Annotated in this window: 13 protein-coding genes; 4 read left to right on the top strand and 9 right to left on the bottom strand. The window is 44.4% G+C overall.

Features of this window, described 5'->3' with window-relative positions; genetic code table 11:
• Nucleotides 1–48 precede the first annotated feature (48 nt).
• From HCZ91_RS02025 to HCZ91_RS02005, 5 genes are all read right to left on the bottom strand, one after another.
• Nucleotides 49–771, bottom strand: coding sequence for a nucleotidyltransferase family protein (locus HCZ91_RS02025; RefSeq protein WP_179797742.1), 723 nt, complete (start codon nt 769–771; stop codon nt 49–51).
• Nucleotides 768–2093, bottom strand: a complete 1326-nt coding sequence (locus HCZ91_RS02020) for an XdhC/CoxI family protein (protein ID WP_179797740.1) — start codon at nt 2091–2093, stop codon at nt 768–770. The genes HCZ91_RS02025 and HCZ91_RS02020 overlap by 4 nt, the downstream gene beginning before the upstream one ends.
• A gap of 111 nt (nt 2094–2204) precedes the next feature.
• The gene (locus HCZ91_RS02015) at nt 2205–4643 is read right to left on the bottom strand and encodes a xanthine dehydrogenase family protein molybdopterin-binding subunit (RefSeq protein ID WP_179797738.1); all 2439 of its coding nucleotides are present in this window, start codon (nt 4641–4643) and stop codon (nt 2205–2207) included.
• A gap of 2 nt (nt 4644–4645) precedes the next feature.
• Nucleotides 4646–5638, bottom strand: coding sequence for a xanthine dehydrogenase family protein subunit M (locus HCZ91_RS02010; protein ID WP_179797736.1), 993 nt, complete (start codon nt 5636–5638; stop codon nt 4646–4648).
• Nucleotides 5635–6291: a 2Fe-2S iron-sulfur cluster-binding protein gene (locus HCZ91_RS02005; RefSeq protein ID WP_179797733.1), complete on the bottom strand. Its 657-nt coding sequence runs from the start codon at nt 6289–6291 to the stop codon at nt 5635–5637. Before HCZ91_RS02005 ends, HCZ91_RS02010 begins: the two co-directional genes overlap by 4 nt.
• A 937-nt stretch (nt 6292–7228) precedes the next feature.
• Here HCZ91_RS02005 and HCZ91_RS02000 point away from each other — a divergent pair.
• Together HCZ91_RS02000 and HCZ91_RS01995 are read left to right on the top strand one after the other, a co-directional pair.
• On the top strand, nt 7229–7882 hold the full coding sequence (locus HCZ91_RS02000) for a DsbA family oxidoreductase (RefSeq protein WP_057761286.1): 654 nt from the start codon (nt 7229–7231) through the stop codon (nt 7880–7882).
• A gap of 44 nt (nt 7883–7926) precedes the next feature.
• Nucleotides 7927–8622, top strand: coding sequence for a haloacid dehalogenase type II (locus HCZ91_RS01995; RefSeq protein ID WP_179797731.1), 696 nt, complete (start codon nt 7927–7929; stop codon nt 8620–8622).
• Nucleotides 8623–8746: 124 nt separating this feature from the next.
• Here HCZ91_RS01995 and HCZ91_RS01990 read toward each other — a convergent pair whose 3' ends face one another.
• Nucleotides 8747–9877 carry an S-(hydroxymethyl)glutathione dehydrogenase/class III alcohol dehydrogenase gene (locus tag HCZ91_RS01990; protein WP_102093853.1) on the bottom strand — a complete coding sequence of 377 codons (1131 nt, stop codon included), beginning with the start codon at nt 9875–9877 and terminating at the stop codon, nt 8747–8749.
• A gap of 292 nt (nt 9878–10169) precedes the next feature.
• Between HCZ91_RS01990 and HCZ91_RS01985 the strand changes: the two genes are divergently transcribed.
• On the top strand, nt 10170–11090 hold the full coding sequence (locus tag HCZ91_RS01985) for a LysR family transcriptional regulator (RefSeq protein WP_179797729.1): 921 nt from the start codon (nt 10170–10172) through the stop codon (nt 11088–11090).
• 111 nt (nt 11091–11201) lie between these two features.
• A complete protein-coding gene (locus tag HCZ91_RS01980; protein WP_179797727.1) occupies nt 11202–11720 on the top strand; it encodes a DUF302 domain-containing protein in 519 nt (172 codons plus the stop codon).
• 91 nt (nt 11721–11811) lie between these two features.
• On the opposite strand, the gene HCZ91_RS01975 is transcribed toward HCZ91_RS01980, so the two are convergent.
• The 3 genes from HCZ91_RS01975 to HCZ91_RS01965 all read right to left on the bottom strand — a co-directional run bounded on the left by HCZ91_RS01975 (nt 11812) and on the right by HCZ91_RS01965 (nt 15472).
• Complete coding sequence (locus HCZ91_RS01975) at nt 11812–12099, bottom strand: DUF4031 domain-containing protein (RefSeq protein WP_057761296.1); 288 nt, start codon at nt 12097–12099, stop codon at nt 11812–11814.
• A gap of 95 nt (nt 12100–12194) precedes the next feature.
• The gene (locus tag HCZ91_RS01970; RefSeq protein WP_179797725.1) at nt 12195–14459 is read right to left on the bottom strand and encodes a DUF3488 and transglutaminase-like domain-containing protein; all 2265 of its coding nucleotides are present in this window, start codon (nt 14457–14459) and stop codon (nt 12195–12197) included.
• Nucleotides 14456–15472, bottom strand: a complete 1017-nt coding sequence (locus tag HCZ91_RS01965; protein ID WP_179797723.1) for a DUF58 domain-containing protein — start codon at nt 15470–15472, stop codon at nt 14456–14458. The genes HCZ91_RS01970 and HCZ91_RS01965 overlap by 4 nt, the downstream gene beginning before the upstream one ends.
• Nucleotides 15473–15708: the final 236 nt, after the last annotated feature.

Genomic DNA, 15708 nt, shown 5'->3' with positions numbered 1-15708 from the left:
TTCGTTGTTCAAAATGAATACTGTTCAAAACAAATTAAATTAATCATGCTAGCTATCAAGCCAACCTTGTTGTTTTGCATAAGCTAGCTGCTCCGCTGTATCAATATCGTAGCTAAGTTGGTCATTATCGACCTCACCTATTTGATCAGCGGGCAATCCTCTAATGAGGTGACGAAGCCCTTTATCTCCTATCAACTCTGGCTGCCACTGTCTCAGCAGTTTATAGTTAATTGTTAAAGGTAGACCTATGATATCAGTTACCGTTTCATCCAGATATTGATGTTTTTCTAAACGTTGCCAACTGTGATAGCGACTGGCCACTACCGTCTGCTTACCCGCTAGCAAAGCCGTTAAATGTGGCTTATCTAACAATACTTGATCGACTCCCATGATAAGCACTCGTTCGATTAAAGTCGATTCAAAAGCAGCAATTGTCTCAATACCCAAACGTAAACTATGTGCCATACCAGTATCAGCTTGTGAGTTCACCACTATTTGAACCGTTGGATATTGATTGGCCAACGCTGTAATCGCACTAGCAATCAAATGATGATTATCAGGAATGACGACGACGATGGCTTGCGGATTGGTCGTTATTGCCAGTCGTGTCATATAAATAATCAATGGCTCGCCATTCTTAACGAGTAGCTGCTTGGGTTGACCAAGACGCTGACTGAGGCCACTTGCTAAGATAATGACCGCATGATTTTGACTCTGCTGTTCAGTACTTTCTGTATGTTCAGCATCTTCTGTAAATGCACGCTTACTCATACGCCACTCTGGACAGTATTGGCATCCGTATCACTACTCACCGCTGGGATATTTGAAAAATTACTGTGTGAACCATTTATTGGAGCTTTTTGATCATGCATGACTGCATTAATCTCTGCCATAATGCCAAGCGCGAGTGCGTCAGGGCCATCTCCACCCAGCTTATAACCAATCGGATAATGTAATTTATGAGTGCCCGCTTCTAACATAGCAGGATTGCTAAGATTCATGCTGACTTCATTAATCAAGCGTTCGGTACGATAGCGCGGCCCTAATTGTCCTAAGTATTTATAATTGTCTGGATGCTTGAGTAATGTCGCTAAGCGATCGCGATCCTGACTCAAGCTGTGTGACATCAAAGCAACTGCTGCGTTATTGCTCAGCTTAAGCAAAGTCTCACTGTCATCTAAAGATAGCGACATCACAACGTCCGCTTGAGGAAACCGCATACGCGTCGCATATTGCGCGCGACTGTCTACGACCGTCACATGCCAATCTTGTAGCTTAGCCATGGTCACTAGTGGCATCACGTCGTTACCTGCCCCGCAAATCAATAGACGCAATTGTGGTTGCAGGCGTTGCACGAGCCACTCTGTTGTTACCTTGCCGTTTTCCACCGTCACATATTCGGCATTTTTATCAGACAGCTTATATTCTGCTAACTCTTCTACGGTATTGGCAAGTATGCTTGAAAACGCTGTCTTCCCTAGTGCAGAAACGCTTCCCAAACTGCGGTATTCATCTAAATTAATCCGCATCCCGATTTGCAAGTTATCCCTGTTTTGCGATACAGAACCTTGATGCTGATAGTCGTTAGCACGAATCAAAGTCGCTACAGTAATCGGCTGCTGAGTACGTCGAACATTACGGATTGTCTCTAGCAATGGCGTTGCTGTCGTTAGTCGCTCAAACAATACATGCACTCGCCCATTACAGCCCAATCCAAAATTCAGCTCATCAAAGTCCGCTTCATCTAAACCGTCATTTAAATCGTTATCTGGCCCATCATATATATCAGACTTAGTTTCTTTAGCACCTGCTTGCGCTTGGCCATCGTCAGTATATTTAATGTCATCACCCGTCTGATAAACTTGCACATTGGCACCGTTACGAGTAAGCCAAAAGGCACGTTTGATAATGTGCGGCTCCAAGCAACCACCACTAATCATCCCAACTGAGCGACCATCCTCACAGATGAGCATCATCGCGCCAGCACGGCGATACGCTGAGCCTTCAGTACGTACGACCGTTGCCAATACAGCATCAATACCTTGTTGCTTAACTTTGATTGCCAGCTTAAGAATGTCAGCGACCTGATTCATAACGCCTCTTATTTGGTAGTTATTTTTTTGATAATGACGAAATATACTGCTGATTGAGTTATAAAAACCCGCTCATTAAGCGGGTTCCTGTCGTACATATGGCTTAAAAATTTACTCTGGCATCTCGTAAAGCAGCTTATCGAGAGTAATCGGAAAATCATAAACACGTACGCCGACGGCATTGTAGACAGCGTTAGCAATCGCAGCGGCAGCACCGGCAATAGCCGTCTCACCAATACCTTTGATATGCATCGGGTTGGTATAAGGATCATCCTCTTCGACCAATATCACATCTAACTGCGGTACATCTGCATTGACTGGCACATGATATTCAGCGAGATCATGGTTACATAAGCGACCGTCACGTTTATCATGGATGACCTCTTCCATCAATGCTGAACCAATACCGAATACCATGCCGCCATAGCATTGCGAAGTCGCTGTTTTATGGTTAAGAATACGACCTGCAGCAAATGCGCCTGTCATGCGTTTTACTCGAATCTCACCAGTAACTTTATGCACAGCTACTTCAGCAAAGTTTGCACCAAAAGAAGACTGACGATACTTCTTACCATTTTTACCTGGCTTTATCTGTCCTTTGGCACTGACTTTTTGCTCCTCATAGCCTGCGATCACGTCAGCAAGCGCATATGATTCTGTATTGTCAAAATCATATTTTTCTGATACTGACTGTTCTTCTAATACATTCTCTGAAAAAGAAATTCCTGTGGTTTCAGATATTTTATCAATAGTGCTATCAGCGAACGCTTGACCACTCTCTTTGGCTGTCTCTACTGCAGTCAGATCGTGCTTGCCTACTTGCTTAATTTGACCATTGTCTAGCTGAATCGTATCAGGATATAGACCGACTTTTGCTGCTAGCATTTCACGCAGCTGCTCACAAGCAAGATAGACACCACTACCCGCACTCGCAGCACCCCAACTGCCACCTGAGCCTGATGCTGGTGGCAATGCACTGTCACCTAGTTTCATCTCAACATGGTCGATAGGCAGTCCTAACAGGTCTGCCGCTACCTGAGAAAACACCGTATAAGACCCTGTACCGATGTCTGTCATGTCTGTCTCGATAACTGCTTTGATACCAAGTGCTTTTGACTCATCTACCTGTAAGGTTGCACGTGCTTCAGATGGCTGTAATTGGTTACCACGGGCAGCCGCCGCCATGCCTGTACCTATCCACCAGTCACCTTCTAATTGACTGGCAGGCTTGGGATTATGCTTATCCCAACCAAACTGTTCAGCGCCCTTCTCCATACAAGCGACTAGCTGACGGGTGGAGAAAGGAATCTCTTCGGTAGGGTCCTCTTCAGGCTCATTACGGCGGCGCAGCTCGATTGGATCAATGTCCAGCTGTGAGGCTAGCTCGTCCATGGCACATTCAACCGCAATCAAACCCACCGCCTCACCCGGCGCACGCATCGAGCCTGATAATACTTGATTCATATCTACCATCTGATAATGTACACGGCGGTTTTCACCACGGTATAGATAATGGGTAGATAATGCAGTTGGCTCAAAAAAAGCTTCTCCTGGCAAATTACTGGTCGTAGTATCATGAATAAATGTGTTGATAATACCTTCTTTATTACAACCAATAGCGATACGCTGACGCGTGTTTGAGCGTCTGACCGTTGCTTCCATCACTTGTGAACGCGTCATCGTGATTAGCACAGGACGACCCAGATCTTTCGCAGCAATCGCCGCTGCAATAGATTCAGGAGCAATACCGAGCTTGCTACCGAACCCACCACCCACATAGTGTGCGATCAGTTGTACTTGATCTTTATTTAGGTCCAGAGCATCCATGACTTGCTGTTTGCAAGAAGCGATCATCTGATTGGAAGTATACAGAACGAGCTTATCGCCTTCCCAATGAGCCAACGTTGTATGGGGCTCCATCGGAGAGTTGCTTTGACTTGGGGTATGATAAAAGCGATCAACGGTCACTGCCGCATCAGCTAAGCCTTGGTCTGGATCGCCTTGGACATTATTTTTATCAGAGCCTTTTTCTTCATCTACCGCATGTGCGTTAGAGAGCTCTTGGGTAAAGTTCAGTGCCGCTTGGTCAGTCTCATCCTTATAAGTCACTTTCAGCGCTTTAGCGCCTTCTCTTGCCGCCTCAAAAGTCTCAGCAACCACGACAGCAATAGGCTGACCATGATAAAAAATCTCGCTAACCCCTTGCTTGGGTGCTTTAGTTTTTGTCCCTTGTTGAGAGTTACGCAAAAAGTGCTCAGGATCGGTCACGACTTTAATAATATTAGGAATGCCTTTTAGAGAGTCACTATCGATACTCTCAACTTGACCTTTAGCAATGGTCGCGCCTACCAATACACCATAGGCTTGATTGTCCAAGTATATTTCGGCACTGTATTTCGCTTGACCGCTAACCTTTAGGGAACCATCAACACGGTTGATTGGCTTACCGACTAGCTTGCTTGCTGTTGTGCTAAACAAAGACTCAACAGGCTCATCCATGGTCAGTTTTTTGGTTGGTTCTGACTGGGTGATTGATTCTAATAGTGCCATGATTATGCTCCCTCGCCCGCTAGTGCGCGCTGAATGACTTGTTTTAGTAGGCGACGCGTCAACGGTATCTTAAAGTCGTTTTGACCATTACCTTTGGCATCATTCAATAACAGATCGGCAGCTTGCGCGATAACGTCATTATTGCCATCAGTATCCGTCAACAGTGCCTCCACCGCTTCGTTACGCCATGGCTCAGTACCGATACCACCAAATGCCAATCGCACCGTTTTCAGATTACCGTTATCATCAGCGTCTATCACTGCGGCACAGGACACGAGCGCAAACGCATAAGAGGCGCGATCTCGCACTTTGTCATAAGTATGCATACCTTTGACAGGTGCAGGTAATACAACGTGAGTAATCAGCTCACCTGCCTCTAATACGTTTTCAATATGCGGCGTGTCTTTTGGTAAGCAATAAAAATCCTTCACATTGATAGAACGAGTCGATCCATCCGCTTTAACTGTCTCGATAGTGGCATCAAGCAAGCGCATTGCTACCGCCATATCAGATGGATGCTGAGCAATACAGGCATCGCTCGTGCCCAAAATAGCTAGCGTACGGTTCTCGCCATTGATAGCTGGACAACCTGTTCCCGGTTCACGCTTGTTGCAGGCGCTGTCTGTCTGATAAAAATAATAACAACGGGTGCGCTGTAAGAAATTACCGCCAGTCGTTGCTTTATTACGCAGCTGGCCAGTCGCTCCTGCCAAAATCGCTCGGGATAATACGGGATAATTGGCAATAACTTCAGGATGCGCTGCCAAATCGCTGTTGGTCACAAGCGTACCGATACGCAAACCACCATCGGTAGTGGTTTCGACCTGTTCTAACGCTAAACGGGTAATATCAACCAATTTAATTGGCGTCTCAATCTCTAGCTTCATTAAGTCTAATAAGTTAGTACCACCTGCGATAAAAGAAGCATCTTTGGCATGGGCAGATATTGCGGCTTGCTCTGGTGCATCGGCACGACTATATTCAAAGCGTTTCATGAGCGGCCTCCTGTCGTAGCAGTTGCTGTCTTATTATTTGCTGAGGCTTTGCCGAGTTGCGCCTCGCTCGGTGGTGGCGACCAGATACCTGTGACACTCGAGTTTTGCACTGCGTTGTCTGTTGGTTGAATACTAGATTCTAATACCTGACTCTCAAGCACTTGCGAGATGGCTTTGATAATATTCGGATAAGCAGAACAACGACAGATGTTACCGCTCATGCGCTCAGCGATTTCTTGTACAAGGAAACCATCAGGATTTTTTAAGTCTGTGCTGACATGGCTTGGCCAGTTTTGCTTTACTTCCTCTATCAACGCTGTCGCTGAGCAAATCTGACCGGGCGTGCAATACCCGCATTGAAACGCGTCATTGTCTTTAAACGCTTGCTGCAATGCCGATAGTGACTCTGGCATTCCAATACCTTCGATCGTTGTGATGTCATCACCATCATGCATAACGGCGAGTGTCAGACAAGAGTTAACCCGTCGTCCATTGATGAGCATGGTACATGCCCCACATTGACCATGGTCGCAGCCTTTTTTGGGTCCAGTAATTTGTAGGTGCTGACGACAGACGTCGAGCAGTGTCGTACGGGCGTCAAGATTCTCGAGCTGATAATCTTGCTTATTGATTGTTAAGGTCAAAGTAGACATGCTGGCTTCTCGCTGGCAGATGAATATAATGGAATGGTGAAATACGCTTCAAAATGACAGCGTCAATAAATTTATTATGACGTATGAAAACAGTTGTTTTGTTTTTACTTTGTAGGGATTCCAGTGTAGTTTCTAATCTAAAATCGCATTAGGGTATTAGTCCTGCTAACGACTGCTACTTTATTGAAAACTATTTTCGTTCCAATGTACTTTTATTTTTTTCATATAAAACTATGCTATAAACAATCCTCTATGGAGGAGTTGTACATACCCTAAAACATGTTGAAGATAGGTTATGCTTATTGAATATTTCTCTCTTTTTCTTATAGTGTGACAATGCCTAAACAATGATCACCTCTTTGTTAAAGCGAGACTCGGGCGGCCCTGTGTTAAAGCCATCTTCATGACGATAGCCAAGTGGGATAATTGCACCGGCTGTATAGCCCTTTTTACGTAAATCGAATTATTCATTCAGTACCCTTAGACCCACCCCTTCCATCAACAATCCGTCAATACCTAACATTGATTATTGATACTGATTTTTTATGTTTTCTTCGATTCTTACTTTTTAAATTTTCGTCTTTTTGACTGTTATCTCTTGGAGTATGGTTTCAACGAAGCCACTTTAAATAAAAAGCTATTTTATAACTATGCTTGCTTGGTTAAGTATTCGTAGGTTTTGTTATGACTGAGTCAGCGTATTGCAAAAACGCCTACTTTCTTATTAGTAATGGTTACAATTACGCTACCGAATTGGCGACGCCGACTGCGCAGACTACATTGTAATCACTTAGTCATTCTCTTAGTATGAACTGACTTGATACATGGTAACTAGCTATAGTTGTCTGATAACTAGGTATATCTGCTTGATTCCAACTGATATGCCACTATCTATACATCCCAAATAAAACATACATAATAATACCCGCGAGGAAATATGAGCACATCAGAAAAACCACTCCGAATAGATATCGTCTCAGACGTCGTCTGCCCTTGGTGCGTCATCGGGTATCGCCAATTGGCAGCAGCGCTTGAGCAGACTAATACCGCTCACACTATCCACTGGCATCCGTTTGAGCTAAACCCAAATATGCCAAGCGAAGGGCAAAACCTACGTGAGCACATCATCGAGAAGTATGGCTCGACTAAGCAAGAGTCAGATGCTAGTCGAGTCAGAATGACTGAAGCTGGACAGGAAGTTGGCTTTGAATTTAACTTCAATGATGACACACGTATGCACAACACCTTTAACTTGCATCAGCTGCTACATTTCGCTGATCAACAAGGCCGCATGCATGAGTTAAAGCAAGCCTTATTTGCCGCACATTTCACCAATAACAGAGACATCTCAGATATTAATGTGCTTGCCGATATTGCAGCAGAGACTGGGCTTGATCGTAGTGAGTCATTAGCAGTGTTGGAAGGTCAATTCTTTGCAAAAGAAGTACGAGCAGAAGAGCAGCATTGGCAACAGCAAGGCATCCAAAGTGTACCAGCGATTATCTTTAATGAGCGGCATCTGGTCAGCGGTGCGCAAGGGGTCGAGAACTACATCAGTATCTTAGAGCAATTGGCCAACATGACTGAGTAAACCATACGACGTTATAAAAATGTCACTCTATAAAAGGATACTGTATGTCTTCTGAACGCTTTCCCTCGATTATTGTGTTCGACGTCAACGAAACATTGCTCGATATCGACACGCTAACGCCTTTATTCACGCGCGTCTTTGGTAAGCAAAGAGTGCTGCGAGAATGGTTCGCTCAGCTGGTCCTGTACTCGCAAACTATGACGTTATCCGGCCTTTATACGCCTTTTGGTGAGCTTGGTATTGGTGCATTACAGATGACGGCGGCTATCCATAAAATCGTGTTAACAGATGACGATATCGATGAATTAAAAGAGCGTATGAGCAAAATGCCTGCTCACCCTGATGTAGTACCAGCATTAACCAAGCTGCGTGAGGCAGGGTTTCGACTGGTAACGTTGACCAACTCAGTAAATAGCGCTTCCCCGACCCCGCTTGAAAAAGCAGGACTAAGCCAGTTCTTCGAACGACATTTCAGCGTTGAGACTGTTGGCAAATTCAAGCCAACACCTGATACTTATCAACTGGTGGCTGATACGCTAGCCGTTGATATGTCAGATTTGTGCCTTGTCGCTTGTCACCTCTGGGATACTATAGGTGCACAAGCGGCAGGTTGTCGCAGTGCGTTTTTGACCCGTCCCTATAATGCGATGCTAAACGCGCCCAATGTACCAGTTCCTGATTTGATCGCATCAGATTTATCGACACTAGCGGATCTAATCATTAGCAAAAAGAATGCTTGATACATTTAACCTTTAAGCTATGTCTGCAAATAACATTAAAAAAAGGCTGCCTCAATATTGAAGCAGCCTTTTTATTTTTAATAAAGTATTTCTAAGACAATAACCTCGTTGCTGCTGTCATTAATTACTCTGAGAAATGTACAACCGTACGGATACTTTCGCCTTTGTGCATCAAATCAAACGCTTCGTTGACGTCTTCTATTGGCATCGTATGAGTGATGAAGTCTTGTAAAGGAATCTCGCCCGCTAGATAACGCTCGACATAACCTGGTAGTTCTGTGCGACCTTTTACACCGCCAAATGCTGAGCCCTTCCAGACTCGACCAGTCACTAACTGGAATGGACGGGTTGAGATTTCTTGTCCAGCACCAGCGACACCAATGATGACTGACTCGCCCCAACCTTTGTGGCAGCACTCTAATGCTGAGCGCATAACATCGACATTACCGATACATTCAAACGAATAATCAACGCCGCCATCGGTTAGCTCAACGATCACTTCTTGAATTGGTTTGTCGTAATCTTTCGGATTGATGCAGTCAGTTGCCCCTAGCTTTTTGGCTAACTCAAACTTGCTCTCGTTAATATCAATCACAATGATACGGCTGGCTTTTGCCATCGCCGCACCGATGACTGCGGATAGTCCAATGCCGCCTAGACCAAAGATAGCAACGGTAGCGCCCTCTTCGACTTTAGCCGTATTCATGACCGCGCCCATGCCCGTGGTCACACCGCAACCAAGCAAGCAAACTTCTTCTAGTGGCGCTTCTTTATTGACTTTAGCCAAAGAAATCTCTGGTAAAACCGTGTACTCAGAGAAAGTCGAGCAACCCATATAATGGTAGATAGGTTCGCCGTCTTTGTAAAAACGCGTCGTGCCATCTGGCATCAAGCCTTTGCCTTGAGTCTCGCGTACTGCCGAGCAAAGATTGGTTTTGCCTGAGCGGCACATTTTACAGACGCCGCACTCTGCCGTGTATAACGGAATGACATGGTCACCGACCTGAACGCTGGTCACGCCTTCGCCAACTTGCTCAACGATACCGCCACCTTCATGACCCAAAATCGCAGGGAATACGCCTTCTGGGTCTTCACCAGATAAGGTAAAAGCATCTGTGTGACAGACACCACTGGCGACGATTTTTACCAATACTTCGCCTTTGCGCGGTAGCATGACGTCCACTTCTTCAATAGATAATGGCTGCTTTGGACCCCAAGCGATGGCGGCTTTTGATTTGATAAATTTATCTGACATAAAAATCTCTCTTTTTAATTGATTGTTATTTATGGGTGATGACATGACAGTTGCGTTATAAGTACAAGCAGTTTTAAAAGTTTGCTAACCCATCTTATGGATTTTAGCGGTCACTATATCTACAGTTAAAACAAATAAAGATAGGCTGAGCTTATCTTGCCTGCCTTCTATAGGCAAGCATCGATGACAGTAAAACACCATCTATTTACATTAATACTAACCATTATATTTATTTCTGAGCGGATAACAATATGCTATATTTGCAAATATCTTTTACATATTGGTAATAATCATGCGCTGGGAAGGAATTAGTGAGTTTGTCTATGTCGCAGAATATGAGAGCTTTACACGTGGTGCAAAAGAGCTAGGTATCTCGACTGCACAAGTCAGCCGTCAGATCAGCGCGTTAGAGAAACGCTTAAGTATAAAGCTGCTATATCGAACCACACGCAAGGTCTCACTGACCGAAGAAGGACGTGTATTTTATCAGCACTGCCGCAGTGTGCTCGACGGTTTGGATGCCGCTGAGCAAGCCGTAAGCAACTTACAATCAAAGCCCCAAGGCAGGATAAAACTAACAGCGCCCGTTACTTATGGTGAGCAGCAGTTATTACCACTCATCAATGATTTTATGATGCAGTATCACGATATCGAAGTGACTGCCTTTTTGAGTAATCAGAAAATTGATTTGATTGAAGGGGGTTATGATTTGGCCATTCGTATTGGCAAATTGCATGACTCGACGATGATGGCAAAGAAACTTAGCCTGCGTACTAATTTTGTCTGCGCTGCTCCCTCTTATCTGAGAAAACATGGCATACCACACCATCTAAGTGATTTAAGTCAACATAATTGTCTACTAGGTACTCGTGATTACTGGCATTTTATAGATACTGCTAAGATAAAAGAGAACAGTCATACTCATGGTAAGACGGATAACCAACAAACGAGCGTAGAAAGAAACCTGCGTGTCTCTGGTACGGTGCAATATAACAGCGGCTATAGTCTGGTCGATGCTGCACTAAAAGGGCTGGGTATCGTACAGCTGCCTGATTATTATGTACAAAAGTATTTAGCGTCCGGCGAGTTGGTCAGTTTACTTGATGACTATAGAGAGCCCGAAGAAAGCATTTGGGCCATTTATCCACATAACCGTCATTTATCACCAAAGATTAGACTGCTCGTAGATTATTTGGCAGAACATTTGGTTTAACGTTCTGTTAAGACGTATTGCAATCACAAACCTGATTGCGCACAATGAATATTCGATGTTGCTCATTATAGTTAGGACTGACCATACTACAGACAACTTAAAGGTATCATTATGATTAAAATCGTCTCTATCGCTGCACTAGCAGTGGCCGTTTCCTCTTGTGCCAGTATCGATACGCTGCTAGATAAAACCAAGAGCACTGGTGCTATGACAGACACTACTACCTCTATCAATGCCGAAAAAGGCTTAGTAACTATGCAAAGCAATCACTCCGTCAAAGATACCGCAGACAAGCTGGTCTCAGTGATCGAAAGCAAGGGTATGAAAGTATTTGCACGAGTCGACCATCAGAAAAATGCACAGAGTGCCGACTTATCATTGAGACCAACGCAAGTCGTTATGTTTGGTAACCCTAAAGCGGGTACGCCATTAATGAACTGTGAGCAAACTGTTGCCATTGATTTGCCGCAAAAAATCTTAATTAGCGAAGATGCCGATAAAAAAGTATGGCTGTCATACAACAACCCTGACTACCTCAAGACACGTCACAATATCAAAGGTTGCGATACCGAGATTGCTAATATCTCAAAAGCACTTAACGCTATCAGTACTGCAGCAATAGCAAAATAATGCGATCGATATAGTTGAATAAATATACATTCGAGTAAATAAGTGAAATGTGCTACGGAAGTATTACTTATTTACTTAAAAAGCTTTCATATCAAGAATGACTAGATTGCTCTATCTGGTCATTCAGCTCTACTTTTAATTTCTTTGCGCACTCGATAATCTTTTTTCTATCGGCAGGAATAGCACCTTGTGCAATAGCGATTTCACGCATTTGAACCGTGATATCATAATGAGGATAGCTGGCATTACGATGAAATAGACGCGCATCCACATCAATAAATGCCGCAAAATCATGCAGCTCTTGCAAGCTATCCGCCAGCATATGACACCACTTATGGCCTTTGAATTTTATCTGCACAAAATCTACATATATCGCCATATAACCGCCTCTCTACTTATTCACTAATTCGCTTATCTATTTTTTAATTAGCTCAAAACACCTTAGCAACTTAATAGCACTATCACCAAAAACCTCTATAACAATGCGCGCACATCTTTTTTAAGTTGTTTGAGTCGTTCTTGATACTCGCTATGACTGCTATCAAATGTACTCAGTCGTCCATAGCGTAACTGACGGTAGTTTTGTCTAATTTCAATAAGCTTTGTTTGAATAACGATTGGGTCGCTACTATCTGTTAGCTGACTCGTAGCAGAATGAGCATTGTCACCCTGACGGCTATCAGTAGCCGATGCCAAACGTTCCAGCCAAGCTAGCTGCCCTTCGTTATCATTGCGAGCTAATAATTTATCATGTTTGGCAACACGTTTTGAGAGCTGAGCAAGAGGTAAGTCTGCTGGATGCCAACGTTTGCGGCGGCGATACCAAATGACAAATACTAAGATAGCCATAACGGAAACCGCACTGGTGGCTAACCAAACGACTTGCTGCATGATTGAGCTGATATTGAACCATTTGAGTAGCGAGTCGGCCTGTTTGTCTTGATCATAGCCGACTACGTCTTTTTGCCAGTAGTAGCTCGCTTGGTCTGATAGTCGGCGTAGCATTTGTAGCATCTGATACTGCTGATAGCTGATTTGTGCACTGGCACCATTGCCAAACATAGCTGCCCCTTGCTGCTCGGTCATCGTATTCATGCCTTGCTCTACTCGCTCAGGTGCCACAAAGGCTGTCGGATCCACACGTACCCAGCCTTGGCCCTCAAGCCAAACCTCAGTCCATGCGTGCGCATCCATTTGCCGCACTTCCCATACGTTGCCATTGCGACTCGGCTCACCGCCTTGATAGCCCGCTACTACTCGTGCAGGAATACCAGCGGCGCGTAGCATAAAGGTAAAGCTTGACGAATAATGCTCACAGAACCCTGCTTTGGTTTCAAATAAAAACTCGTCAACCCGATTGGTATTGAGCCGTGGTGGCGACAGCGTATAGCGAAACTCGGTTCGATTGATCCATTGCTCGATAGCCGCTATGTAGCGCACAGGGTCTGAACCTGACTGCTCAAATAACTGCTTAGCAAGCGCGCGTGCTTGTGGATTACCTTCATTAGGCAAGGCAAGGTTCTCACGTCTTGATGCCTCTGTTAGAACCGGATCAATACGCATCTGTGCAAACTGCAATACATCATAGCGAAGTTGCTGCGTAACAGGTTGATCCTTTGATAAGGTAAATTCAGAGGTAGTATTGATATCTGGCTGCTCAGAGAACGGATAATCAAGACCAAATAGCCAGTTTTGCTGAGTGGGTTCTAAGATAACCTTGTAATTGACAGGTGCCGCCCTTGATTCATCAGGGACAGTAGAAAAGGCATTTTGAATCCATGCAGGTGCTTGCAATCTCGACGACCATTGATCCCTTCGAGAGGCTGGTCGCCATGTAACCCCATCGAAATCACTAAATACCAAACCGCGCCAATACAACTGCTGTTGCGGCGGACGCTCATCAGTAAACTCTACCCGAAAGGCTAGCTCAGTCGACTGTCCTAAATTGGCAAAATCACCAGGGGACATGCTATCAGAGACACCTGTAGTTGCTTGCTGACCTGAGAGCTGTACGGACCACAGTGGCGGCAGTCTCGGAAAAAACAAAAATAGCACCACCAATAATGGCAACGCGCCAACCCCTAACACACCTAATGTCCGCAAGCGTCCATCACCGCTAGCATTGCTATCATCATTAAGCGCAATAAATGCTAGCAATACAATGATTGCTCCAACGATCACTTCTAAAGTAGTCAGTAAACCTTGGTCCATCAAAAACAATGCCGCAAGCACGAACAATGATAAATTCAATACGACATAGGCATCGCGGCGCTTATACAGCTCCCATAGCTTACTAACTAGGCATAACACCAAAAATGCCACACCCATATCAAGCCCAAATGCCGTACTGTAGGTCAGCCACAGACCTAATAGCCCCAGCAGAAAGCCTAGCATTTGCATACTTTGATAAATACGCTTTAGATGTGAGAGTTTTTTGAATTTAGCTTTGATATGAGGCAATTGAGCGGCGATACTGACGGCGGCAAATCCTATCAGCCATAATGGCAAATGTGCGGCATGCGGTAACACAACAACGACTTGAGCAATTAATACCCAATAATAAGCTGGCAGTGCAAATAACTTACGATACCATTTAGCGTCATTTCGCTCAGGTTGAAACGTGACTTTTTGACCTAAAGCCAACTGCTCAAAGCTTGCCGTTTTTGTAGCATCGAGCGCAGAATACTCTGTGGACAGTGTATCAACATCAGCAGAAGATGAGCGCTTAGAGTTGGTCATGGTGCTTTCGCAAGCCTTAGCAAGCATGCTTGCGCAAAGGGTTCCCCGTTACCCATCTCCGCAGTAGCAGGAGTATCACTAGGTAAACGCATTTGAAACGGCACGCCTAGCTGACCGAGCGTCAATGCCCCATAAGCCAATTGTGCAAGTTTTTGCTCGTGATGTGCAGCTGGCATATCTGCATAATCAAGCGTTTGCTCATGACCGACTGGATCAGCGAAGTGCTTGGTCAGCATACCTTGTCCCCGCGCTACATGCCCCCAAGATACTCGAGCCAATGACTCACCCTCGACATAATTATCTAATCGCGCAAAGTCGTCCTGACCCTGTCTATACTGCCCACCTGTTGGTAAATCCTCTAAGCTTGCGATTGCATACTTTGCTTGCCAGTCAAAAACTTCAGGTTTTGGATATACCCAAGCTGTACGCGCAAAGTAAACGTAAGACCATGCACGCATGATACCTAAAGGATAAACTGTTTTTATTTTTAACCGTGGCAGTTCAAGCTGACCACGGTTGTAAGTCTGGACAGGCAGTCGAATGACTTGCTCGCCTTGTAATCGCGTGATGAGCACTGAACTTTGCGCGTTTGTGACATTTTTGGTTTTCTTATTGGCTAACTGTTCAAATTCAAATAGCAACTGACGCCGTGGTTGACGACTATCACTATTTAGTTGTAGCGTCATCCAAACAGGCGCACCTGCCTCTGTCATAGTGACTTCTAGCAGACGCACTTGCAGACCAGATATATGAGCAAAAGTAACATGAAAACTAATTAGCCAAATACTGACCAGATAAAAGCACAAACCAAGCACTAAGTTGTTGCCATAGTTGATACCCGCGATAAAGGTAATTACTAACAATACGGCGAATAGCATTCCTTCACGACTAAAGAAAATATAGACATTGCGCAAATTAAGCGTAGCACTGTCACTCTTAGGTGCGCGCGCGGCAAACCAGCGGCTCAGAGCTGATTTTATTGGTGCGGTTAATGTCTTTGGTAACAAGCTCATGACTACCCTATTATTACCATCTAAATAATAATGCTGTCAGTATTTGTATTTATATCTAACTGACAAACAAACTCACGAATAGAACGATACAGTTGATTCAGGACAATTTGAATACAAGAAAAGCGGGTGAAAATACCGTAAATAGTAAACTGAGTGACTTTGATATTTTCTCTAAGTTATATAGCGTTGACTATGTGTAGAACTACGTTTCACCGATGCAGTTAATCAATACGGTC

Origin of the sequence: Psychrobacter sp. BI730 (assembly GCF_013414195.1) — a bacterium.
GTDB lineage: Bacteria > Pseudomonadota > Gammaproteobacteria > Pseudomonadales > Moraxellaceae > Psychrobacter.
This window is presented reverse-complemented; position numbering and strand designations above follow the sequence as displayed.

Bases quoted from the DNA above. Each gene is read 5' to 3' on its own strand.
- HCZ91_RS02020 (WP_179797740.1), bottom strand. From the start codon at position 2,093: ATGAATCAGGTCGCTGACATTCTTAAGCTGGCAATCAAAGTTAAGCAA.
- HCZ91_RS01985 (WP_179797729.1), top strand. From the start codon at position 10,170: ATGCGCTGGGAAGGAATTAGTGAGTTTGTCTATGTCGCAGAATATGAG.
- HCZ91_RS01995 (WP_179797731.1), top strand. From the start codon at position 7,927: ATGTCTTCTGAACGCTTTCCCTCGATTATTGTGTTCGACGTCAACGAA.
- HCZ91_RS01990 (WP_102093853.1), bottom strand. From the start codon at position 9,877: ATGTCAGATAAATTTATCAAATCAAAAGCCGCCATCGCTTGGGGTCCA.
- HCZ91_RS02025 (WP_179797742.1), bottom strand. From the start codon at position 771: ATGAGTAAGCGTGCATTTACAGAAGATGCTGAACATACAGAAAGTACT.
- HCZ91_RS02000 (WP_057761286.1), top strand. From the start codon at position 7,229: ATGAGCACATCAGAAAAACCACTCCGAATAGATATCGTCTCAGACGTC.
- HCZ91_RS01965 (WP_179797723.1), bottom strand. From the start codon at position 15,472: ATGAGCTTGTTACCAAAGACATTAACCGCACCAATAAAATCAGCTCTG.
- HCZ91_RS02005 (WP_179797733.1), bottom strand. From the start codon at position 6,291: ATGTCTACTTTGACCTTAACAATCAATAAGCAAGATTATCAGCTCGAG.
- HCZ91_RS01975 (WP_057761296.1), bottom strand. From the start codon at position 12,099: ATGGCGATATATGTAGATTTTGTGCAGATAAAATTCAAAGGCCATAAG.
- HCZ91_RS01970 (WP_179797725.1), bottom strand. From the start codon at position 14,459: ATGACCAACTCTAAGCGCTCATCTTCTGCTGATGTTGATACACTGTCC.
- HCZ91_RS02015 (WP_179797738.1), bottom strand. From the start codon at position 4,643: ATGGCACTATTAGAATCAATCACCCAGTCAGAACCAACCAAAAAACTG.
- HCZ91_RS02010 (WP_179797736.1), bottom strand. From the start codon at position 5,638: ATGAAACGCTTTGAATATAGTCGTGCCGATGCACCAGAGCAAGCCGCA.
- HCZ91_RS01980 (WP_179797727.1), top strand. From the start codon at position 11,202: ATGATTAAAATCGTCTCTATCGCTGCACTAGCAGTGGCCGTTTCCTCT.